Source organism: Amycolatopsis sp. NPDC057786 (genome assembly GCF_042797905.1).
In the GTDB taxonomy this organism is placed as follows: Bacteria; Actinomycetota; Actinomycetes; order Mycobacteriales; family Pseudonocardiaceae; genus Amycolatopsis.
The window spans coordinates 1-20,766 of sequence record NZ_JBHVKW010000069.1 but is presented as its reverse complement, the minus strand read 5'-3'; the positions used below and the strand labels follow the sequence as shown (position 1 = coordinate 20,766).

Here is a 20,766-nt window from a genome sequence, read left to right as displayed (position 1 = left end):
GGGAGGGCCTTCGCCCCTAGGATGGCGGCGTGACGTACAACCAGATGCAGCCCGCCCAACCGGGCCACCCGGCCAAGCCCGCCCCCGGCGCGGGGGCCGACGTCAAGACCTTCGCGACGGCCGTGCTGCTCACCTTCGGCACCGGCGTGCTGATGATGGACGGCTGGGCCCTGCTCGACAGCGGCTTCGGCGCCTTCCTCGGCCTTGTCGCAGGCGGTTTCGGCATCTTCTGGTGGAAGAGCATCCACGGCAAGGTGTTCCCGCGCGAGCTGGGCACGAAGTCGGTGGTCATCCTCGCGGTGATCAACGTCGTGCTGATGCTGCTCCTGCTGCTGCAGGTGAGCTAGAGCAGCCCCTCGGGAAGGCCGGGCGCCGGCCAGTCCGGGTCGGGCCGGAAGTCGGTCCACGTCCCGTCGAAGGGGAACCGCCCGGCGTCCGCGAGCGCCCCGATCCGCTCACCCTCGGCGCGCAGCCGCTCCAGCTGCCCGGCGGTGATGCGGCCGGCGAGGACGGCCTCCTCCGCTTCGTCCTCGTCCTTCCACTGCCAGCGTCCGCCGGGTTCGACCGCGACGTCGAGGATGCCGTCGATGCGGTCGGGTCCCGACGCCGTGCGTCCCAGCGGGACCTCGAGGTTGACGTACCAGTTCAGGAAACGGCCGCCGGCGTCGAAGAACCACCAGACCGACGACCATTCGTCGTCGGAGATGCGGCGCAGCGTCGAGGTGTCGCGCCACAGGTCGGCCACGCGCACCCTCGGCACCCGGAACCGCTCCTCCAGCGGCGCCTCCCGGAAGAGCCGCCCGTCGGCGAGCCTGCTGCCGACGATCGGGGTGTCCGCGGGCAGCCAGCCGAGCAGCACGGTGCCGTCGTCGGAGATGACGCGAAGCGGGTGATGCTGGCCGATCGAGCCGTCCGGTCGCAGGAAGCGTTCGACGACCGTGTCGCCCGGGGTCCAGTGAGGATCACGCACGCCTTGAACGGTACCGACGGGCGCGGACCCGCAGAACCAGTTCGGCGAGCGTTCCCACTCCCGCGAGCCCGAGGGCCACGACCGGCCCAGCGAAGGCCGCGGCGACGGCCACGATCAGTCCACAAGCGAGTGTCGCCTTCGGACGTTCCGGGGAAAGCCGCTCGCGGCCGTCGGTGAAGGCGTCCACCGCGACGGGAACGGTCGCCACGGCGGCCACGACGGTCAGCACCGGCAGCAGCGAAACCGCGTCGGCCGCGGCGAGCAGCTCACGGAACGACGTCGCCGAAAGTCCCAGCCGGATCGGGCCGAGCTGATAGAGGGCGACGGCGGTGATCGCGACGGTGACGGCGCCCACCGCGGCGGCGCGGCCCGCGCCGGGACGGCGGGGCAGCAGGAACGGCAGCAGCACCAGCACGGCGAAGCCGAGGCCTGGCACGGACGGCGGGTCCGGCGCGATGAACTGCGCCAGCGGCGGGATCCCGACGCAGATCGCGATCAGGGACGCGGCCGCGGCCAGCAGCAGGCCGGTGATCCAGCGGGCGGCGTAGTCGCCGAGGCGGACGCCGGCCAGATCGGCGACGGTCACCACGACGGTGAACACCGCGGCGGCGGCTCCCGGCGCGGCAGGGAAGAGGTACTCGCCGAACGTCGCCGCGAAGACCAGGACCAGGCCCAGCCGCGAAACGGAGCCCGCGATCCGGTCGGGCCGGGTGTCGCCCGCCGGCGGCAGCAGCGCCTCCGCCGCGACGGCGAGCACGGTCGCGAGCACGACCGCGAGGAGTACCCAGTAATCCGCTCCGGAGGCGCCCGCCGCCAGCGCGATGAGCAGACCGCCCGCCAGCCGCACGCCGTCTCCCTTCCTCCGCACCGAGTGACCCGATCGGCCCCGCTGTTACCCCAGGTCCCGCTGTCATTAGCATGGCTCACGATCCAACCGGGCGGCCGCCCGGTACCACCGCGAACGCGCGAGGAGCCAGAAGTGACCGTGCCGAAGCTTGCCCTGACCGAGAACGCCGAAGCGGCGCTTGCCAAGACGCGCGCCGACGTCGTCGTCATCGGAACCCTGCAGGGCGAGGACGGCCTGGCGCTCGCCGCCGGCTCCTCCGTCGCCGATACCGCCTTCGACGGCAAGCTCGCCGACGTCCTCGGCACCCTCGGCGCGTCCGGCAAGGCCGACGAGATCGTCAAGGTACCGACGCTGGGCAAGCTGTCCGCCGGTGTCGTGCTGGCCGTCGGCCTCGGCAAGGCGGGCGCGGACGGCGTCACCGCCGAGCAGGTCCGCCGGGGCGCCGGTGCCGCCGCGCGGGCGCTGAGCGGGACCGACCGCGCGTTCGTCACGCTGTCGGCGATCGACCTCCAGGCCGCCGTCGAGGGCACCGTGCTCGGCGCGTACTCCTTCACCGAGTACCGCTCCGAGAAGGGTGACGCCCCGGTCGCCAAGGTCGACTTCGTGAGCCCCGAAGAGGGCACCGCCAAGGATCACAAGGCGACGCTGAAGGCCGCCGGCCTGATCGCCGAATCGGTCATCGTCGCCCGCGACCTGATCAACACCCCGCCGAACGACCTGTTCCCGGCCTCCTTCGCCGACCGCGCGAAGACGCTGGCCGAGGCGAACAACCTCGACTTCGAGGTCCTCGACGAGAAGGCCCTCAAACGCAAGGGCTTCGGCGGCATCCTCGGCGTCGGCGGCGGTTCGTCGCGCCAGCCGCGCCTGCTGCGCATCGCCTACAAGCCCGCGAAGGCCTCGAAGAAGGTCGCGCTGGTCGGCAAGGGCATCACCTTCGACTCGGGCGGCATCTCGATCAAGCCCGCCGCGAACATGGACCACATGACCTCGGACATGTCCGGCGCGGCCGCCGTGCTCGCCTCCGTGGTGCTGGCCGCGAAGCTGAAGTACCCGCTCGAGGTCGTCGCGCACATCCCGCTGGCGGAGAACCTGCCCTCGGCCACCTCGTACCGGCCGGGCGACGTGCTCAGCATGTACGGCGGCAAGACCGTCGAGGTGCTCAACACCGACGCCGAAGGCCGCCTCGTGCTGGCCGACGCCATCGTGCGCGCGGGCGAGGAGAACCCCGACTACCTGATCGAGACCTCGACCCTGACCGGCGCGCAGGTCGTCGCGCTGGGCAACCGCACCGCGGGTGTCATGGGCTCGGACGAGTTCCGCGACCGCGTCGCCTCGATCGCGCAGGCCACCGGTGAGGGCGGCTGGGCCATGCCGCTGCCGGAGGAGCTGCGCGCCGACCTCGACTCGCGCCTCGCCGACCTGGCCAACGTCACCGGGCACCGCTGGGGCGGCATGCTCGCCGCGGGCATCTTCCTGCGCGAGTTCCTCACCGAGGGCCTGCCCTGGGCGCATATCGACATCGCGGGCCCGTCGTTCAACACCTCCGGGCCGTGGGGTTACACCGGCAAGGGCGGCACCGGCGTCCCGGTCCGCACCATCGCCGCGGTCCTCGCGGACATCGCCGCGAACGGCTGACCTTTTTCGCGCGTGAAGGCCCGTTCCCTCGGCTCAGCAGAGGGAACGGGCCTTCACGGTGTGGCAAGGTCGTTTCCGTGGACAGGGACGCGTATCTCGAAGGCGCGATCAAGGACGTGCTGAGCGGTGACGACGCGGCGCTCGACGATCGGATCGCGCACGCGGCCCTGTTGTTCGCCGCCTCCGGGGCGATGGCCGAGGCCGACCGGCTGATCACGCATTGGCACGCGCTCACCGAACGGCCCGTCACCGCCCTCGTGTCCGGCGCGGTGCAGGCCCGCGCGTGGGCGATGCTCTTCGAGGCCCGAGGGACACGGCCGGACTGGGCCGCGGCGCTGACTCCGCTCGATCTCGACGCCGAAGAACGCGCGCACGGCGAGTACCTCGCCCGGCGGGCGCCCGATCTCGACGGTCTGCTCGGCGGCTCCCCGATCGGCGAGGCCGTCGCGCATCTCGGGCCGTCGCGCCCGGACCGGTTACGCGAGGCCGTCGCGCGAGGCGATCTGGACGCCTGGGCGGAGATCGCGTCGCGCCAGGCCCGACCGGACGTCGCCATGGCGGCCGCGACACGGCGGCTCGCACCACGTCTGGTCGCGGGAGCCGACCTGCTCGGGCTCGGCGAGTGGCCGGAAGTCTGTGCCGGGGCGCTGGTCGCGGCGCTGTACGAACGCTACCCGCCGGAAACCGGCTCCTGGCGCGAAATGATCGCGGGCATCCTTCGGCTGCGCGGTGGCGGCACCGCTCCCCCGGCCGCGTCCCTTCGCACCATCGGCGCCGCCGAGGCGCGGCTGGGGCTCCGGCTGCCCGGCGACTACCGCGAGTTCCTCCAGACCTGCGACGGCCTGCCCGCCGACGTCGTCTTCCCGCGGCTGCTCGGCACGGCGGAACTCCGCGCGGAAGGCGGTGTCGTCGTGATCGCGGAGCCTGCCGTCGTACTGCTGACGGCCGCCGGCGAAGAGTGGCGGACGGTCGAAATCGACCCGGCGCTGGGCACGACGGTGCATCCGACGTTCCGGGCGCTGCTGGAGCGGCACCTACTCCTTCTGGCGCAGTCCGCGTGATCCCGCGTCAGACCTCGCCGCGTTTCTTCCGCTCGGTGTACTCCCGCATCCGCTTCGGGTAGCCGACCCGCGCCACCTCGTACACCGGGATCGACCGTTTGTGACCGAACTGCCGCGCCGCGTCGAGGCTCTCGATCCGGCGCCGGGTCCACTCGCCATCGTGGGCGATGAGGACGACGGTGGTCTCCGTGACGTTGGTCTTCGGCTCGACATAAGCCTCGACGCCGGTCCGTGAAGAGGCCCACTCTTCGAGATGCTTGAAGTCGTTCGAAGAGGCTTTCCGCAGCGTGCCGGGCTTTTGCCCGCCTTTAGAGCGCCGGCGCAGCGAGTCGAACAGACCCACTCCGACCACCTCACTTCCCAGTCGCGTCCAGTGTCCATTATCCCGACCCGGGTGTGTGCTCACCGTGGTGACCCTGGCGGGTCGTGTCCCGTGGGTCACAGGACGCGGCCTAGGTCGCAGCCTCTCCACACGTAGTGACAAGATGGCAAGTGTCCGCGCGCGCGTATACCGCGCGAAGCGGCGCCAGAGCACCACCCCTACCGCTTGCCGAGGAGTTACTGAAGTGACCGACACCTCCGCCGACCTTGTGATCCTGGGTGGCGGATCGGGCGGCTACGCCGCCGCGTTCCGCGCGGCCGAGCTGGGCCTTTCCGTCACCCTGATCGAAAAGGACAAGCTTGGCGGGACGTGCCTCCACCGAGGCTGCATCCCGACCAAGGCCCTCCTGCACGCGGCGGAGGTCGCCGACGAGACCCGCGACGCCGAGACCTTCGGTGTGAAGGCCGTGCTGGAAGGCATCGACATCGCCGGCGTCAACAAGTACAAGGACGGGATCATCTCGCGCCTGTACAAGGGCCTCCAGGGCCTGGCCAAGGCGCACAAGGTGAACCTCGTCGAGGGCACCGGGACGTTCGTCGGCGGCACGACCGTCGAGGTCGACGGCACCCGCCACACCGGCAAGAACGTCATCCTCGCCACCGGCTCGTACTCGAAGACGCTGCCCGGCCTGGAGCTGGGCGGCCGCATCATCGCGAGCGAGCAGGCGCTTTCGCTGGACTACATCCCGAAGAAGGTCATCGTCCTCGGCGGTGGTGTCATCGGTGTCGAATTCGCGTCCGTCTGGGCGTCCTTCGGCGTCGACGTCACCATCGTGGAGGCGCTGCCCCGCCTGGTCCCGAACGAGGACGAGTACGCGTCCAAACAGCTCGAGCGCGCTTTCCGCCGTCGCAAGATCGCCTTCAAGACCGGCGTCCGGTTCACCGGCGCCAAGCAGGACGACAACGGCGTCAGCGTGTCGCTGGAGTCCGGCGAGACGCTCGAAGCCGACCTGCTGCTGGTCGCCGTGGGCCGTGGCCCGAACTCGGCCGGGCACGGCTACGAGGAGGCCGGCGTCAAGATGGAGCGCGGCTTCGTCCTCACCGACGACCGCCTGCGCACCAACCTGCCGAACGTCTACGCCGTCGGTGACATCGTCCCCGGCCTGCAGCTCGCGCACCGCGGGTTCCAGCAGGGCATCTTCGTCGCGGAGGAGATCGCCGGCCAGGAGCCGCGCGTGATCGACGAGAGCGGCATCCCGCGCGTCACCTACTCGCACCCCGAGGTCGCTTCGGTCGGCCTCACCGAGTCGCAGGCGAAGGAGAAGTACGGCTCCGACGTCACCACCTTCACCTACGACCTCGGCGGCAACGGAAAGAGCCAGATCCTCAAGACCTCCGGTGGGGTCAAGCTGATCAAGGCTCCGGACGGGCCGGTCGTGGGCGTGCACATGGTGGGCGACCGCGTCGGCGAGCTGATCGGCGAAGCGCAGCTGATCTACAGCTGGGAGGCGTTCCCCGAGGACGTGGCTCCCCTCATCCACGCGCACCCCACCCAGACCGAGGCCCTCGGTGAAGCGTTCCTCGCCCTCGCGGGCAAGCCGCTGCACGTCCACAGCTGACGTCTCACCGTCGAAGAACCAGACCAAGCAAGACATATCAAGGGAGTCAGCGAACGATGGCCTACTCCGTCACGTTGCCGGAGCTCGGTGAGAGCGTCACCGAGGGCACCGTCACCCGGTGGTTGAAGCAGGAGGGCGACACCGTCGAGGTCGACGAGCCGTTGCTCGAGATCTCCACGGACAAGGTCGACACCGAGGTCCCGTCCCCGGTCGCCGGCAAGGTCGTGAAGATCAGCGCTCAGGAGGACGAGACCGTCGAGGTCGGCGGAGAGCTCGCCGTCATCGACGACGGGACCGGCGGGGTGCCGGAGTCCTCCGGTTCCGCCGAGCCGGCCGCCGAAGAGGCGCAGCCCGAGCCGGAGCCGGAGCCCGCGAAGGAGGAGGCCTCCGCGCCGTCCCAGCCGGACACCGCGCCGGCTTCGGGCGGCGAAGGCACCGAGGTGAAGCTGCCCGAGCTGGGCGAGAGCGTCACCGAAGGCACCGTCACCCGGTGGCTCAAGCAGGTCGGCGAGAGCGTCGAGGTCGACGAGCCGCTGCTCGAGATCTCCACGGACAAGGTCGACACCGAGGTCCCGTCCCCGGTCGCCGGCACCGTGCTGGAGATCCGTGCCGGTGAGGACGAGACCGTCGAGGTCGGCGGGGTGCTCGCGGTGATCGGTGCCGCCGGTTCCGCCCCGGCCCCGAAGGCCGAGCCCAAGCCGGAACCCAAGCCCGAGCCGAAGCCGGAACCCAAGCCGGAACCGAAGCCCGAGCCCAAGGCCGAAGCGGCTCCCGCGCCGAAGCCCGCCCCGGCTCCTCAGGCCGCCCCGGCTCCCAAGGCCGAGGCCCCGAAGCCGGCGGCGAGCACCGACAACGGCTCGGACAACGCGCCGTACGTGACGCCGCTGGTCCGCAAGCTCGCCTCGGAGCACGGCATCGACCTGTCGTCGCTGACCGGCAGCGGTGTCGGTGGCCGCATCCGCAAGCAGGACGTGCTCGCGGCCGCCGAGGCCAAGCAGAAGGCCGCCCCGGCTCCCGCCGCGCAGCCCGCTGCCGCCGCTCCGGCCCCCGCCGCCGCCCCGTCGGCTCCGCGCAAGGCCGCGGTTTCGCCGGAGCTCGCTGCTCTGCGCGGCACCGTGCAGAAGGCCAGCCGGATCCGTCAGATCACCGCCACGAAGACCCGCGAGTCGCTGCAGGTTTCCGCGCAGCTCACGCAGGTCCACGAGGTGGACGTCACGAAGATCGCCAAGCTCCGCCAGCGGGCGAAGGCGGCCTTCAAGGAGCGCGAGGGCGTCAACCTGACGTTCCTGCCGTTCTTCGCGAAGGCCACCGTCGAGGCGCTCAAGCAGCACCCGAACGTCAACGCGTCCTACAACGAGGACACGAAGGAGATCACCTACCACGGTGCGGTGCACCTGGGGATCGCGGTGGACACCGAAAAGGGTCTGCTGTCGGTGGTCATCCACGACGCGGGTGAGCTCAGCCTCGCCGGTCTCGCGCACCGCATCGCAGACCTGGCGGGCCGCGCGCGTTCGGGCCAGATCAAGCCGGACGAGCTGTCGGGTGGCACCTTCACGATCACGAACATCGGCTCCAACGGCGCCCTGTTCGACACGCCGATCATCGTGCAGCCGCAGTCCGGCATGCTCGGGACCGGCGCGGTCGTGAAGCGCCCGGTCGTGATCGCGGACGCCGACGGCAACGACACGATCGCCGTCCGGTCGATGGCGTTCCTGCCGCTGACCTACGACCACCGCCTGGTGGACGGGGCCGACGCGGGCCGCTTCGTCACGACGATCAAGCAGCGTCTGGAAGAGGGCAACTTCGAGGACGAGCTCGGTCTCTGATCCTCGGGTAGTCGATCAAGGCCCTCGTCCCGCTTCGGCGGGGCGGGGGCCTTCTTCTTTCTCCGCAGTTAGTCCTCTCGATGCGGTAGTTGGCATCACGAACTACCGCGTCCAGAGGACTAAATGCGGGGTTTGACAGGCGCCCCGGACTCTAGTATTCCGGAATTACGGAAAACAAGAGGGAGGATGTCGCCCATGCTGACCAGACGCCATCTGCTGGCCGGTGCCGCCGCGGGGTCGGCCGCGTTGCTGCTACCGGGAACCGCGACCGCGGCCCGGCCGGACACGAAGACCGAACAGGGCTGGCTCGACTGGATCGCCGCCCACCGCGGCGACGTCTCCGTCCTGATCGACGACGGCGCGGGCCGCCGCGCCGCGCGCAACCCCGACGTCCGGCGCGTCCTGGCCTCGTCGATCAAGGTCGTACATCTCAGCGCGTACGCCGAAAGCCGGCTCGATCCGAAGGAACAGATCCGGGTGGGCGACTGGGACGCCCACCATCCCTTCGTCGCCGACGGCCGCGCGCATTTCCAGGCGCTCAACTGGCTGGGCGTCCCTTGCGACGAGTACGGAATCGCCAAGGATCCCGAGCAGCGGGTCCCCTTGGCCAAGCTCGCCGAAGCGATGATCCTCTTCAGCGACAACGCCGCCACGGACTATCTCCGCGTCCGCCTCGGTGACCCCGCCCTCCAGCGGGCGGCGGCGCGGGGCGGCTGGTTCCGGCCGGACACCCGATCGCTCGGTGGCGAGGTCCTGATGCTGATGATGCCGGAGTACGCGCCCCCACCCGGCAGCCCCGTCGCCGTCCGGCGGGCGATGGGCGACGCGGTCGCTCGCCGGTTCGTCCGCGATCCGGAGTTCCGCGCGGAAGCCTTCAAGCGCTGGCCGAGTATGCCGGGCACCTCCGACGCCCAATGGCCGTGGGTCAAGGGGCACGGCCAGGGCTCGGCGTCGGATCTGTTCGCGCTTCACCGCAGTATCGCGAAGGGCCTCTACACACCCGCGCGCGAGATCCTCGCGAAGCCGCTCGCGGACCGTGTACCGCCAGGAGCGAGTGAAGTGCTCTTCAAGGGCGGAAGCCTGCCGCGGTCACTGACCATCGGGCTTTCCGTCCGCTGGCCCGGCGGGCGTTCGGGCACGGCGGCGGTCCTGCTCACCGGTGTGAGCGACCAGGACATGCAGAACGCCCTGCCGCTCATCGACCTCGTGCTCGCGGCGCTGTCCGACCCTGCCCGGTTCGGCGCCCTGGAACGAGCGCTTCACTGAGGCGGCGGTATAGATAACCGGTATGAACGCCGAGTTGGCCGAGCGGATCGCCGCCCTCGAAGCACGGGTCGCCGCGCTCGAAGGAGGGCACAGCCGGCAGACCGAACCGGCGGCGGGCCCCGGCGGCCTGGTCGGCTACCACGGCGAGCTGACCGAGCCCTTCGAACTGAGCTGGGCGATCAACGTCACGCCCGGCCCGATGCTGGCGTTCGAGGACGGGCCACGGGTCGAGGTGCTCGCGGCCCTGTCCAGCACCGCGCGCGTGGCACTCGTGCGGACGCTGGCCGAGAAGGGCGCGCAGACCGCGCCCGCCCTGCAAGAGGCCGCCGAACTCGGCTCGCCGGGTCAGCTGTACCACCACCTCAAGGCGCTGACCGGCGCCGGGATCGTCGAGCAGGACAAACGCGGCAGCTACCGGCTCCGGCCCACCGCGACGATCCCAGTGCTGGTGCTGCTCACCGCCGCGTCCGACGTCGCCGGGCAACTGAAGAACCTGGGCGTGCGTCCGGATCGCGGATAGGACACGATCGGATCATGCGAGTTCTGATCGCGGGCGCGAGCGGACTGATCGGCACCTCCCTCACGACACGGTTACGCCGTTCCGGGCACGAAGTGGTCCGTCTCGTCCGCCGGGAGGAGCGGGCGGCCGACGAACGCCGCTGGGATCCCCCCGCCGGCGAGATCGCGGACGGCGCGCTCGACGGGGTCGACGCGGTCGTGAACCTCGCGGGAGCCCCGTTGCTGCCAGGGCGCTGGAGCGCGGCCCGCAAACAGGTGCTCCTCGACAGCCGGGTCGAACCGACCGAGGTCCTCGCGGAAGCCGTCGCCGAACACGGAGTCCCCGTGCTGGTCAACGCCTCCGCCGTCGGCTACTACGGCGACACCGGTCCGTCTCTTGTGGACGAAACGAGCCCGGCGGGACGCGGTTTCCTCGCCGGGCTCTGCACCGCGTGGGAAGGCGCGACCGAGACCGCGGCCACCGCCGGCGCCAGGGTCGTGCGCATCCGCACCGGACTGGTACTCGCGCGCGAAGGCGGGCTCCTGGAGGTCCTGCGACCGCTGTTCCGCCTGGCGCTCGGCGGAAAACTCGGCGACGGCAAGCAATACATGCCGTGGATCTCGCTCGACGACGAGGTCGGCGCGATCGTTTTCGCGCTGGAGAACGAAACGCTGTCCGGCGCCGTCAACCTCTCCGGACCACAGCCCGCCACGAACGCCGCCTTCACGAAGGCGCTGGGCCGCGCCGTGCACCGGCCGGCGATCTGGCAGGTGCCCGGTTTCGCCATGAAGATCGCGCTCGGGCAGGCGGCCGAGGAGATGGCGCTGTTCGGGCAACGTGCCATGCCGCGTGCGCTGGAGGAGGCGGGATACGCGTTCCGCCATCCGACCCTCGAGGACGCGCTGGCCGCCGCGACATGACCGTGCGGCGCGGTCTGTACACCCTCGCCGGGTTCGTCCTGCTGCTCGGTTTCCTCCTCCTCGGGCTGTCCGTCGACGAGCGGCCGCCGCCGGTGGACGTCGCGCTCGCCGACGCCTTCCGCGGGCAGCACACCCGGCCCGCCGGTCAGGTGGCCGGCCTGGTCACGAACGTCCTCGGCCCGGTCCTGCCGTTCGTGCTGGGCGCGGTGCTGGTGGTGCTCGCCTGGCGCCGCCGGGACCTGACCGTGTTGTGCGTCAAACTCGCCGTCGTCCTGCTGCTGTGCCGGATGACCAGCCTGATCGCGAAACCGGCCTTCTACCGGGAGCGGCCGCGCGAATTCCCCGATCTGAGCTATCCGAGCGGACATGTGGTCGCCGTCGCGTGCACCGGGTTCGTCGCGGTACTGCTGTGCGCGTGGACCCGTCCGCACCTCACGCGCCTGGCGATCACGATCGTCGCCGCGGCGACGGTGGCCGGTGCCCTCTGCCGCATCGTGCTCGGCGTGCATTGGCTGACCGACACCGCGGGATCCGTACTCGCCGTGGGCGGTGTCGGCCTGATCGCGGCGGCCGGGCTGGGCCTGCTCCCCCTGCCGAAAGACCCGGCGTAGTGTCGCTGACGTGAGCTCTTCGACCACGTCATGCCGCGCCGCCACCGAGCCCGTCGACGTCCGCGAGATCGGGACGATCGACTACACCGAAGCCTGGGAACTCCAGCGAAAGCACGTGACGGCCCGTGCCGACGGTGACGGCCCGGACACCATGCTGCTGCTGGAGCACCCGTCGGTGTACACCGCGGGCAAGCGCACCGAAGCCGAGGACCGGCCGACCGACGGCACCCCGGTGATCGACGTCGACCGCGGCGGCAAGATCACCTGGCACGGGCCGGGTCAGCTGGTCGGCTACCCGATCGTCAAACTCGCCGACCCGATCGACGTCGTGCACTACGTGCGGCGTCTCGAAGAGGCCCTGATCACCGTCTGCGACCAGCTCGGCGTGCACACCGGCCGGGTCGAGGGCCGCAGCGGCGTCTGGATCCCCGCCGACGACCGCGGCCCGGAGCGGAAGATCGCCGCGATCGGCATCCGCGTCCAGCGCGGCGTGACCATGCACGGTTTCGAGCTGAACTGCAACGCCGACCTCGGCGCCTTCGACAAGATCGTCCCGTGCGGCATCCGGGACGCGGGCGTGACGTCGCTTTCCTACGAACTCGACCGCGAGGTCACCGTGGCGTCGGTGCTGCCGATGGCCCGCGAAGCCGTGCTCGCGGCGCTGGAAGGCGACCTGCCGGTGAGCGACGAACGCTGGCTGCCGCGACCCGAGGCCCCCGCCGCCCCCGGCGTCACCTTCGCCCTCCAGAACTAGCGACTCGTGAGTGGTAAGGACGGTTAGAACCGTCCTTACCACTCACGAGGCTCAGTCCAGCTGAGGAGCGACCTCGGAAGCGATCAGCTCGATCTGGTCCAGATCCGAGAGGTCCAGCAGCTGCAGGTAGAGCCGGGTGATCCCGGTCTTCTCCCGCCACTGCCCGACCTTCTCGACGACCTCCGACGGCGTCCCCGCGAGCCCGTTCTCCCGCAGCTCGGACACCTCGCGCCCGAGCACCGAAGCGCGCTTCGCGACCTCGGCGTCGTCACGGCCCACGGCCACGACGAGCGCGGCCGAGCGGATGATCTCCTTGGGGTCGCGGCCGATCTCGCGGGCGGCGTCGTCGACGCGGCCGAACTGCGCCGCGGCGACGTCCGGTCCCACGAACGGCAGGTTGAACTCGTCCGCGTAGCGGGCGGCGAGCGCAGGAGTGCGCTTCTTGCCGCCACCGCCGATGATCACCGGCGGCCGGGGCCGCTGCGCCGGCTTCGGCAGGCCCGGCGAGTCGACGAGCTTGTAGTGCTCGCCGTCGAAGGAGAACGTCTCCCCCTCCGGCGTTTCCCACAGCCCGGTGACGACCGCGAGCTGCTCGGCGTAGCGGTCGAAGCGCTCCTTGATCGGCGGCAGGTCGAGGCCGTACGCGGTGTGCTCGTCGTCGTACCAGCCGGAACCGAGGCCGAGTTCGACGCGGCCGCCCGACATCTGGTCCACCTGCGCGACCGAGATCGCGAGCACCGACGGATGCCGGAAGGTGGCGGCGGTGACCAGGGTGCCCAGCCGCACGCGGCGGGTCTCACGGGCGAGACCCGCGAGGGTGATCCACGCGTCGGTCGGCCCCGGCAGCCCGGTCGCCGAACCCATCTTCAGGTAGTGATCGCTGCGGAAGAAGGCGTCGTAGCCCGCGTCCTCGGTGGCCTTCGCCACCCGGAGCAGGTCTTCGTAACTGGCCCCTTGCTGGGGCTCGGTAAAGATCCTGAGGTCCACGAAAGCCACCCTAGCTACGGCGCGGTCAGCTCGCTTTCCCATGCTCGGCGGGCGGGACACGACGGAATCCGACGAGCAGCCGCACCAGGACCTCTTCGACCTGGGCGCTGACCTTCTTCGGCTCCGGCGAACTCGCGATCTCGATGGCGGCACTGGACAACGCGCCGAACAGCAGCCGCGCGGTGACGTCCACCGGGACGTCGTCGACCTCGCCGACCTCGATGAGCGACTGGATCCCGGTGCGGACCAGGCCGAAGCTGCACCGCTCCTCCGCCTCACGCCAGCGCTCCCAGCCCATCACCACCGGCGCCTCGTGGATCGCGATGCGCTGGTACGCCGGGTCGAGGCAGCTCTGCAGGAAGCCGCGCAGCCCGGAAAGCGCCCGCTCCCACGGTGAGGCCGGTCCGTTCATGATCTTTTCGAGCCGGTCGAAGACCTGGCTCTCGACCGTGTCGAAGGCAGCCTCGAACAGCGCCTGTTTACCACTGAAATGGTGGTAGAGCGCGCCCTTCGTCACCCTGGCCCGTTTGGCGATCTCGTCGAGAGACGTGCCGGCGTACCCGCGTTTGGTGAACAGCTCCACGGCACTCTCGACGAGCGCCGACCGGGTGGACTCGGAATAGTCCAGCCGCCTTGACCTCAATGTCGCCACCTTCACAACTTTACGCCGCCGGTCCCACTCCATACCCATGGTATGTTGGCTGCTGTCAGGTCCGTACCGGGAGTATGCCGCAAACCTGCGGTATGAACCGGGTCACGGAGGGGAGCCCACATCATGAGCTGGAACGACTTCTACCAGCGGCGCGACATCCTCGAAGCCGCACTGCGCCAGGCGGGTCACCACCCGTCCGACGCGATCTCACTCGAAGAAATCCCTGGCGCCACCAAGTACTTCGCGACCGAGGAAGAGCTTCTGGTCGCGCTCCGGTACAAGTGGAACCAGGTACTCGCCGGTCGTCTCCGCGCCGAGATGACCGATCCGGACTACGCCGACCAGGACCTCGCGCTCGACCGGGTCGAAGCCGTCACCCGCGCCTGGAACAGCGCCACCGCCGAACACGAGACCCTCCGCGCCGTTCTCGACGCGGCTCTCGACCGGTGCCCCGCGCTGATCCCGGGCCACGAGGCCGAACTGCGCATGCTCGCGCTGACGGCAGGGCTGGCCGACGGCGACGAGCCCGCCGACGAGATCACCAAGGTCGGCAGCGCGTTCGCCGCCCTGCTCCGGCACGGACGGCACGCGAAGCCCGCCCGCCGCCGCAGCCCCATGGGTCACCTGCTCCGTTTGCTCGCGCCGAGCGCCTGATCCGGCGTAGCGGCCCCGCCGACGATGTAGTTAGGTACCGACATGGCTGCTCACGCGCGCTGGACCGAGGCCGACATCCCGGATCAGACCGGCCGGACCGTGTTCGTCACGGGGGCGAACTCGGGGCTCGGGCTGCGCATGTCCGAGGTGCTCGCGGGCAAGGGGGCCCGCGTGCTGCTCGGCTGCCGTTCGCCGGAGCGCGGCGCCAAGGCGCTGGAACAGGTCCGCGCAGCCGCGACCGGGGAAGCGCCCGAACTGGTCCGGCTGGATCTCGCCGACCTCGAGTCGGTCCGCGAAGCCGCGAAGAAGGTCCAGGAGCTCACGGCCGGCAAGCTCGACGTCCTGGTCAACAACGCGGGCGTGATGGCGACTCCGCGCGGCCACACCAAGGACGGCTTCGAAACCCAGTTCGGCACGAACCATCTCGGGCACGCGGTGCTGACCTGGCTGCTGATGCCGTCCCTGCGCAAGGGTTCCGGAGCGCGTGTCGTCACCCTGTCGAGTGTCGCGGCCACAGGCGCGCGCATCGACATCGCGGACCCGAACTTCGAGCGCCGGATGTACAACCCGGGCTCGGCCTACGGCCAGTCGAAACTCTCCAATCAGGTGTTCGCGCTCGAACTCGACCGCAGGCTGCGCGCCGCGGGGGACGACGTCATCAGCGTGGCGGCGCATCCGGGCTACACCTGGACCGGGCTCGGTTCGGGCATGGCCCGTTCCTATCGCAATCCCGTGGTGCGCGCGCTCGTCGCCGGCGGCAACCGGATCGGCGAGATCTTCATCGCGCAGAACGCCCGCCAGGGCACGCTCCCGCAGCTGTTCGCGGCGACTTCCCCCGAGGTCGAAGGCGGCGATTACATCGGCCCGCGCGGGCTCGGCGGGCTTCGCGGCGCGCCGGTCAAGGTGCGGCCTTTGGCCGCCGCGAAGAGCGAGTCGCTCGGCGCCGCGTTGTGGGACGTGACCACCAAGTTGACGGGCGTCACCCCCGACCCCGCGTGAGCGGCGGCCACTGCTCCGGCGGGCGTAGGGTGGCGGTGTGAGTGCTGCCCCAGATGGCCGCAAGCTGTTGCGGCTCGAGGTCCGGAATTCCCAGACTCCCATCGAAAAGAAGCCGTCGTGGATCAAGACGCGCGCGCGGATGGGTCCGGAGTTCACCGAACTCAAAGGCCTGGTGCGCCGCGAAGGCCTCCACACCGTCTGCGAAGAAGCCGGCTGTCCCAACATCTACGAATGCTGGGAAGACCGTGAGGCCACGTTCCTGATCGGTGGGGACCAATGCACGCGGCGTTGCGACTTCTGTCAGATCGACACCGGCAAGCCCGCCGCGCTGGACCGCACCGAGCCGCGCAAGGTCGCCGAAAGCGTTCAGGCCATGGGCCTGCGCTACTCGACGGTCACCGGCGTCGCGCGTGACGACTTGGAAGACGGTGGCGCGTGGCTGTACGCCGAAACCGTGCGCCAGATCCACGCGCTGAATCCGGGCACCGGTGTCGAACTGCTGATCCCCGACTTCAACGCCGACCCCGACCAGCTCGCCGAAGTCTTCGGCTCCCGCCCCGAGGTGCTCGCGCACAACGTGGAGACGGTGCCGCGGATCTTCAAGCGGATCCGGCCTGGTTTCCGGTACGCACGGTCGCTCGAAGTCATCACCCGCGCTCGCGAGGCCGGTCTGGTGACGAAGTCGAACCTGATCCTGGGCATGGGCGAGACCCCGGAAGAGGTCGCTCCGGCGATGAAGGACCTGGTCGACGCGGGCTGCGAGATCCTGACGATCACCCAGTACCTGCGCCCCTCGCCCCGCCACCACCCGGTGGACCGGTGGGTCAAGCCCGAAGAATTCGTCGAGCACTCGAACGCCGCCGAGGCGATGGGCTTCGCCGGCGTGATGGCCGGGCCGCTGGTCCGTTCCTCGTACCGCGCCGGTCGCCTGTTCGCCCAGACGAAGGCCCACCGCGGTGAGCCGCTGTCGGAGAACTTGGCCCATCTCGCCGCCGAAGGGCCCGCCGCGCAGGAAGCCAGCTCCCTGCTGGCCAGGTGACTCCGGTCACCCTCTTCGCGACATCGCCACCCACCAGGTCACGAATCAGTAAAGTGACCTGGTGGCGTTGGTAACTGATCTTCTGAACTGGCTGCAGAGTCTCCCGGAACCGGGACTGGTCGCGGCGACCGGCGGACTGGTGTTCGCCGAATGCACCATCGGGCTCGGCTTCATCGCCCCCGGTGAATCGGGGCTGCTGGTCGCGGCCACGACGGCGACGTCGGTCTCGCGTTTCCTGACTCTGTGGGCCGTCGTGACGGTCTGTGCCGCGCTCGGCGATTCGCTCGGCTACGCGATCGGCAAACGGTTCGGTCCGCGTCTGCGCGAGACGAAACTGATCCGCAAGTACGGCCTCGACGCCTGGGACAAGGCGACGGGGGTGCTCGAACGGCGAGGCGCGTGGGCGGTGTTCTTCGCGCGGTTCCTCCCGGTGATCCGCACGCTGACCCCGGCGGCGTCGGGCACGTCGGGTCTGCCCTTCCGCAAGTTCCTGCCCGCCGCCGCGGCGGGCGCGGCCTGCTGGTCGGCCATCCACATCGGCATCGGCGCCGCTCTCGGCGAGGCCGCCAAGAAGGTCGAGGGCGTGCTCAACACCGGCGGCCTGGTGATCGTCGGCGTCCTGGTCGGCGTCGCGGTGTTCTTCCTGCTGCGCTACAAGAAGAAGAGGGCGCTCGGCATCACGGCCGAGGAAGCCACCCCGGCGAAGGTCGGCGCGGACGACTAGATTCCGGGGCATGGCCGCCCTGAACCTGCCCCAGCCCCTCGGTTTCGTCCTCGGTGGCGGCGGCAGTCTCGGGGCCATGCAGGTCGGGATGCTGCGTGCCCTGACCGAAGCCGGGATCACCCCGGACCTCGTCGTCGGCACCTCGGTGGGTTCGCTGAACGCCGCCGTGCTCGCCCTCGGGGGTGAATCGGGTGACCGGCTGGACCGGATCTGGTCGCGGATGACGCGGCACGAGGCGTTCCCCGGTGGCGTGCTCAGCCAGGTGCGGACGCTGCGGCACAGCAAGACCAATCTGTTCCCCAACACCGGTCTCGCCGCGATCGTCGACGAGCACATCGGCGAGGGCGCCCGGTTCGAGGATCTCGCGCTGCCATTGGGAGTCGTCGCGACGGACGTCGACACCGCCGAGCCGCTCCTCATCCGCTCAGGGCCTGTTCTGGCGCCGCTGCTGGCCAGCTGCGCGATCCCGGGGATCTATCCGCCGGTACCGTTCGGGGAGCGCATGCTCTACGACGGCGGGCTGGTCGCCAACGTGCCGATGCGCCAGGCGCTCGCCATGGGCGCGAAATCGCTCGTCGTCCTCGACTGCGCCTTCCCCGGCAAAATGCCCGGCACCCCGCAGACCTTCGCCGAGGTGCTGATGTTCACCGCGATGATCAGCATGCGGAACCAGGCGGTCCTGGAGGCGCCGATCGCCGCGGCCGAAGTGCCCGTGGTCTACGTGCCCGGGCCGAAACCGGTGCGGGTGAGCCCCCTCGACTTCAGCCACACCAAGACACTCACCGCCGAGGCTTATGAGGCAGCGAAGACCTATTTGGGCGAATTGAGTGTCGATGGCCCCGGTCTTTATGGTGCCCCTGGTCTCGTCGTGGATTGACAGGCAACCATCCGGCATCGATCACGTCTTCTTCGTCGCGTAGTTTTGAAAGAGAACTTTCCGCTGATAGCGCGACGTAGCTGGTTACATTCAAGAGAGAACCTCATGTTTCCCAAGAAGACATTACTTTCGACGGCCGGAATACTGGCCGCGGCAGTGCTGCTCTCGTCCTGCTCGCCTTCGGGCGGCACCAATTCCCCCAGCGCCGACACCGAGTCGGACACGAGCCCGGTTTCGGTGGACATCGATCCGGCAGGCGGGGCGAACGTCAATCCGGCGACGCCGGTGGTGGTCAAGGTCGAGCACGGCAAGCTGCTCGACGTCACCGTCACCAACGCCGACAAGGGCAACCAGGTGAAGGGCGAGCTGGCGAGCGACGGGCTCAGCTGGAAGACCACCGAACCGCTCGGCTACGGCAGCACCTACAAGATCGTGGCGCATGCCCAGGGCACCGACGGGAAGCCTGTCGAGCAGCAGAGCAGGGTCTCCACCCTGAGCCCGAAGCAGCAAGCGAACCCGAACCTCATCCCGGCCCCCGCGGCGGTGGCGTCCGCCGGCGTCGGCGTCGGGCAGCCGATCGTGTTCGCCTTCGGCCAGCCGGTGAAGAACAAGGCCGAGGTGGAGAAAAAGCTGTCCGTGGAGTCCACGCCGAAGCAGGAGGGCTCCTGGTACTGGATCGACGACAAGAACGTCCACTACCGCCCCAAGGAGTACTGGCGGCCGGGGACGACGCTCAAGGTGTCGGCGATGATCTACGGCGTCGATTTCGGCAATGGCGTGTACGGCGCGACCGATCGCACCGAAACGTACAAAGTGCACGATTCCTGGGTCGCGAAGGCCGACGGCAACACCGAGCAGATGCAGATCTTCCACAACGGCACGCTGGCGAAATCGATGCCCATTTCCATGGGCAAAGACGCCACGCCGACACATTTGGGCGCACACGTCATTTCGGACAAACACGAGAATTACGTGATGGACTCGTGCACCTACGGCGTCTGCCAGGGACAGCCGGGGTACTACAAGGCGAACGAGAAATGGTCGCTGCGCATCTCCAACGACGGCGAGTTCGTCCACGAGAACCCGAACAGTGTCGGCGCGCAGGGCAGCTCCAACGTGTCGCACGGCTGCATCAACCTCAACGCCGCCAACGCCCAGTGGTTCTACCAGAACATGGGGCTCGGCGACGTCGTCGAGGTGACCAACTCCGGCGGCCCGCAGCTGCCGGTGTGGGACCTCTACGGCGACTGGTCGAAGTCGTGGGCGGACTGGCAGGCGGGCAGCGCGCTCAAGTAGAGGCATGATGGGCCGGTGACCAGCACCCTGAGCACCGCCCGCTTCCTCGTGGCCGGCGCCGGCCGGGTCGTCGCACTCACCGGCGCCGGGATCTCCACGGACTCGGGGATCCCCGACTTCCGCGGCCCGCAGGGCCTGTGGACCCGCGATCCGACCGCGGAGAAGATGTCGAACCTCAAGGCGTACCAAGGCAGCCGTGAGGTCCGTGAGCGGACCTGGCAGGCGCGGCTGGTGCACCCCGGCTGGGAGGCGACACCGAATGCCGCGCACTACGCGCTCGAGCGCCTTTCGCCGACGCGGATCATCACCCAGAACATCGACCGGCTGCACCAGAAGGCGGGCTCTCCGCCGGAGCGGGTGCTGGAACTCCACGGGACGATGTTCGAGTCCGTCTGCCTGTCCTGTGACGACCACCGGGACATGCGCGCGACGCTGGAGCGGGTCCGCGCGGGCGAGACCGATCCGCCCTGTCTGGTGTGCGGCGGCATCCTCAAATCGGCCACTGTCTCCTTCGGCCAGCACCTGGACCAGAACCTGCTCCGAGCCGCACGGGCCTCCGTCGCCGACAGCGACCTCCTGCTGGTGGCCGGGTCCTCGCTTCGAGTACAGCCGGCCGCCTCGCTGGTGAGCGTCGCTTCGCGATCCGGGTCCGCCGTGGTGATCTGCAACGGCTCCGAAACGCCCTACGACTCCATGGCTTCCGCCGTCGTCCGCGGCCCCCTCAGCGAAACCCTCCCCGCCCTTACCCCGTAACTCGCGTGTTCAGGGGCGTCATTCGCGTGATGGAACCTGTAACTCGCGTGCTTGAGCGCGTAACTCGCGTGTCCAGATGGACGACTCGCGTGCTTGGGTGGACGACACGCGTGATCAGGGGGACGACACGGTCCACGCCCCCCCCAGATCGCTGTGTCGTCCGTCTGATCACGTGTGTCGTCCGTCTGATCACGTGAGTTACGTGTCTGATCACGTGAGTTACGCGCTCAAGCACGTGAATGACGTCCCGGATCACGGGTGTGGCGGGTTCGGTCACGGGTGTGGCGGGGTGTGGACATGAGAAAAAGGACCCAGGTCGGGAGAACTCTGGGTTCTCGACCGACCTGGGTCCTTTTTTAATGTTAGTCCGGCGGTGTCCTACTCTCCCACAACCCTTCGGTTGCAGTACCATCGGCGCTGTCAGGCTTAGCTTCCGGGTTCGGAATGGGACCGGGC

General features: G+C 69.7%; 22 protein-coding genes and 1 rRNA gene. 17 read left to right on the top strand and 6 right to left on the bottom strand.

The window, feature by feature from the left end; genetic code table 11:
• The first annotated feature begins 29 nt into the window (after nucleotides 1-29).
• On the top strand, nucleotides 30-347 hold the full coding sequence (locus ACFVM3_RS28660) for a hypothetical protein (RefSeq protein WP_378443084.1): 318 nt from the start codon (nucleotides 30-32) through the stop codon (nucleotides 345-347).
• Here the strand turns inward: ACFVM3_RS28660 and ACFVM3_RS28655 are convergent.
• Complete coding sequence (locus tag ACFVM3_RS28655; protein ID WP_378443083.1) at nucleotides 344-970, bottom strand: DUF402 domain-containing protein; 627 nt, start codon at nucleotides 968-970, stop codon at nucleotides 344-346. The two genes, ACFVM3_RS28660 and ACFVM3_RS28655, sit on opposite strands and share 4 nt — an antisense overlap.
• The gene (locus tag ACFVM3_RS28650; protein WP_378443082.1) at nucleotides 963-1,838 is read right to left on the bottom strand and encodes a hypothetical protein; all 876 of its coding nucleotides are present in this window, start codon (nucleotides 1,836-1,838) and stop codon (nucleotides 963-965) included. The genes ACFVM3_RS28655 and ACFVM3_RS28650 overlap by 8 nt, the downstream gene beginning before the upstream one ends.
• A gap of 111 nt (nucleotides 1,839-1,949) precedes the next feature.
• On the opposite strand from ACFVM3_RS28650, the gene ACFVM3_RS28645 reads away from it, so the two are divergent.
• Together ACFVM3_RS28645 and ACFVM3_RS28640 are read left to right on the top strand one after the other, a co-directional pair.
• Nucleotides 1,950-3,452 carry a leucyl aminopeptidase gene (locus ACFVM3_RS28645; RefSeq protein ID WP_378443081.1) on the top strand — a complete coding sequence of 501 codons (1,503 nt, stop codon included), beginning with the start codon at nucleotides 1,950-1,952 and terminating at the stop codon, nucleotides 3,450-3,452.
• A gap of 77 nt (nucleotides 3,453-3,529) precedes the next feature.
• Nucleotides 3,530-4,513, top strand: a complete 984-nt coding sequence (locus ACFVM3_RS28640) for an SMI1/KNR4 family protein (protein WP_378443080.1) — start codon at nucleotides 3,530-3,532, stop codon at nucleotides 4,511-4,513.
• A gap of 7 nt (nucleotides 4,514-4,520) precedes the next feature.
• On the opposite strand, the gene ACFVM3_RS28635 is transcribed toward ACFVM3_RS28640, so the two are convergent.
• Complete coding sequence (locus tag ACFVM3_RS28635) at nucleotides 4,521-4,865, bottom strand: oxidoreductase (RefSeq protein ID WP_378443079.1); 345 nt, start codon at nucleotides 4,863-4,865, stop codon at nucleotides 4,521-4,523.
• A gap of 214 nt (nucleotides 4,866-5,079) precedes the next feature.
• On the opposite strand from ACFVM3_RS28635, the gene lpdA reads away from it, so the two are divergent.
• The 7 genes from lpdA (at nucleotide 5,080) to lipB (ending at nucleotide 12,329) form a co-directional block, all read left to right on the top strand.
• The gene (lpdA, locus tag ACFVM3_RS28630) at nucleotides 5,080-6,453 is read left to right on the top strand and encodes a dihydrolipoyl dehydrogenase (RefSeq protein ID WP_378443078.1); all 1,374 of its coding nucleotides are present in this window, start codon (nucleotides 5,080-5,082) and stop codon (nucleotides 6,451-6,453) included.
• 56 nt (nucleotides 6,454-6,509) lie between these two features.
• The gene (gene sucB, locus ACFVM3_RS28625) at nucleotides 6,510-8,279 is read left to right on the top strand and encodes a 2-oxoglutarate dehydrogenase, E2 component, dihydrolipoamide succinyltransferase (RefSeq protein ID WP_378443077.1); all 1,770 of its coding nucleotides are present in this window, start codon (nucleotides 6,510-6,512) and stop codon (nucleotides 8,277-8,279) included.
• A 195-nt stretch (nucleotides 8,280-8,474) separates the two neighbouring features.
• Complete coding sequence (locus ACFVM3_RS28620) at nucleotides 8,475-9,545, top strand: serine hydrolase (protein WP_378443076.1); 1,071 nt, start codon at nucleotides 8,475-8,477, stop codon at nucleotides 9,543-9,545.
• 22 nt (nucleotides 9,546-9,567) lie between these two features.
• Nucleotides 9,568-10,065: an ArsR/SmtB family transcription factor gene (locus tag ACFVM3_RS28615; RefSeq protein ID WP_378443075.1), complete on the top strand. Its 498-nt coding sequence runs from the start codon at nucleotides 9,568-9,570 to the stop codon at nucleotides 10,063-10,065.
• Between the two features lie 14 nt (nucleotides 10,066-10,079).
• Nucleotides 10,080-10,964 carry a TIGR01777 family oxidoreductase gene (locus tag ACFVM3_RS28610; protein WP_378443074.1) on the top strand — a complete coding sequence of 295 codons (885 nt, stop codon included), beginning with the start codon at nucleotides 10,080-10,082 and terminating at the stop codon, nucleotides 10,962-10,964.
• Nucleotides 10,961-11,575 (top strand): phosphatase PAP2 family protein, encoded by a 615-nt coding sequence (locus ACFVM3_RS28605; protein ID WP_378443073.1) that lies wholly within the window; start codon nucleotides 10,961-10,963, stop codon nucleotides 11,573-11,575. The genes ACFVM3_RS28610 and ACFVM3_RS28605 overlap by 4 nt, the downstream gene beginning before the upstream one ends.
• A 10-nt stretch (nucleotides 11,576-11,585) precedes the next feature.
• Nucleotides 11,586-12,329: a lipoyl(octanoyl) transferase LipB gene (lipB, locus tag ACFVM3_RS28600; protein WP_219150053.1), complete on the top strand. Its 744-nt coding sequence runs from the start codon at nucleotides 11,586-11,588 to the stop codon at nucleotides 12,327-12,329.
• Nucleotides 12,330-12,380: 51 nt separating this feature from the next.
• Here lipB and ACFVM3_RS28595 read toward each other — a convergent pair whose 3' ends face one another.
• A complete protein-coding gene (locus ACFVM3_RS28595; protein WP_378443072.1) occupies nucleotides 12,381-13,316 on the bottom strand; it encodes an LLM class F420-dependent oxidoreductase in 936 nt (311 codons plus the stop codon).
• Between the two features lie 25 nt (nucleotides 13,317-13,341).
• On the bottom strand, nucleotides 13,342-13,959 hold the full coding sequence (locus ACFVM3_RS28590; protein WP_034324103.1) for a TetR/AcrR family transcriptional regulator: 618 nt from the start codon (nucleotides 13,957-13,959) through the stop codon (nucleotides 13,342-13,344).
• Nucleotides 13,960-14,091: 132 nt separating this feature from the next.
• On the opposite strand from ACFVM3_RS28590, the gene ACFVM3_RS28585 reads away from it, so the two are divergent.
• From ACFVM3_RS28585 to ACFVM3_RS28555, 7 genes are all read left to right on the top strand, one after another.
• Nucleotides 14,092-14,622, top strand: coding sequence for a hypothetical protein (locus ACFVM3_RS28585; protein ID WP_257485308.1), 531 nt, complete (start codon nucleotides 14,092-14,094; stop codon nucleotides 14,620-14,622).
• A 42-nt stretch (nucleotides 14,623-14,664) separates the two neighbouring features.
• Nucleotides 14,665-15,621, top strand: coding sequence for an oxidoreductase (locus ACFVM3_RS28580; protein WP_378443071.1), 957 nt, complete (start codon nucleotides 14,665-14,667; stop codon nucleotides 15,619-15,621).
• 37 nt (nucleotides 15,622-15,658) lie between these two features.
• Complete coding sequence (gene lipA, locus ACFVM3_RS28575; protein ID WP_126737778.1) at nucleotides 15,659-16,660, top strand: lipoyl synthase; 1,002 nt, start codon at nucleotides 15,659-15,661, stop codon at nucleotides 16,658-16,660.
• Nucleotides 16,661-16,721: 61 nt separating this feature from the next.
• Entirely contained in the window at nucleotides 16,722-17,384 is a 663-nt protein-coding gene (locus ACFVM3_RS28570) for a DedA family protein (protein ID WP_378443070.1), read from the top strand.
• Nucleotides 17,385-17,394: 10 nt separating this feature from the next.
• Nucleotides 17,395-18,261 (top strand): patatin-like phospholipase family protein, encoded by an 867-nt coding sequence (locus ACFVM3_RS28565; protein ID WP_378443069.1) that lies wholly within the window; start codon nucleotides 17,395-17,397, stop codon nucleotides 18,259-18,261.
• A 105-nt stretch (nucleotides 18,262-18,366) separates the two neighbouring features.
• Nucleotides 18,367-19,557 carry an Ig-like domain-containing protein gene (locus ACFVM3_RS28560; protein WP_378443068.1) on the top strand — a complete coding sequence of 397 codons (1,191 nt, stop codon included), beginning with the start codon at nucleotides 18,367-18,369 and terminating at the stop codon, nucleotides 19,555-19,557.
• A 15-nt stretch (nucleotides 19,558-19,572) separates the two neighbouring features.
• Nucleotides 19,573-20,310: an NAD-dependent deacetylase gene (locus ACFVM3_RS28555; protein WP_378443067.1), complete on the top strand. Its 738-nt coding sequence runs from the start codon at nucleotides 19,573-19,575 to the stop codon at nucleotides 20,308-20,310.
• Between the two features lie 365 nt (nucleotides 20,311-20,675).
• Here the strand turns inward: ACFVM3_RS28555 and rrf are convergent.
• A 5S ribosomal RNA gene (rrf, locus tag ACFVM3_RS28550) occupies nucleotides 20,676-20,766 on the bottom strand; the annotation flags it as partial.